At 59.5% G+C, this 373-nt stretch carries 1 pseudogene; it reads left to right on the top strand.

What is annotated here, in order from left to right:
* Positions 1-148 precede the first annotated feature (148 nt).
* Positions 149-373: pseudogene (locus tag BJQ90_RS20040) on the top strand (IS110 family transposase); the annotation flags it as partial.

Raw genomic sequence — 373 nt, 5'->3', positions numbered from 1 at the left:
GAGCCTGCTGGTTAGCGTGGCGCGGAGGACTTCCACGGGAACCGTGGATTGTTGCCCTGGAGCACGAGTGTTAGATTCCTGATTTGTTTCCCTGTCCTCCCCGCGGCAGATACCAGATAGCCAGGTCAAGGTGTCAGGAGGAACAGTCATGGATATCGTGCACGAACGGGCCGCGGGAATGGATATTTCCAAACGCGACGCGAAGCTCTGTCTCCGGGTCCCAGGCGCCCGGGCCGGGACCTACACCTCGACGGTGACCACCTGGGGTGCGACCACCAGTCATATCCTGGAGTTGCGGGACGTCCTGGAACGCGAGCATGTCACGACGGTGGTGATGGAAGCGACCAGTGATTACTGGAAACCGTTCTACTAT

Source organism: Arthrobacter sp. SO3 (genome assembly GCF_020532825.1).
Lineage (GTDB): Bacteria > Actinomycetota > Actinomycetes > Actinomycetales > Micrococcaceae > Arthrobacter.
The sequence above is the reverse complement of the archived record's forward strand: the minus strand, read 5'-3'. Positions and strand labels throughout refer to the sequence as shown.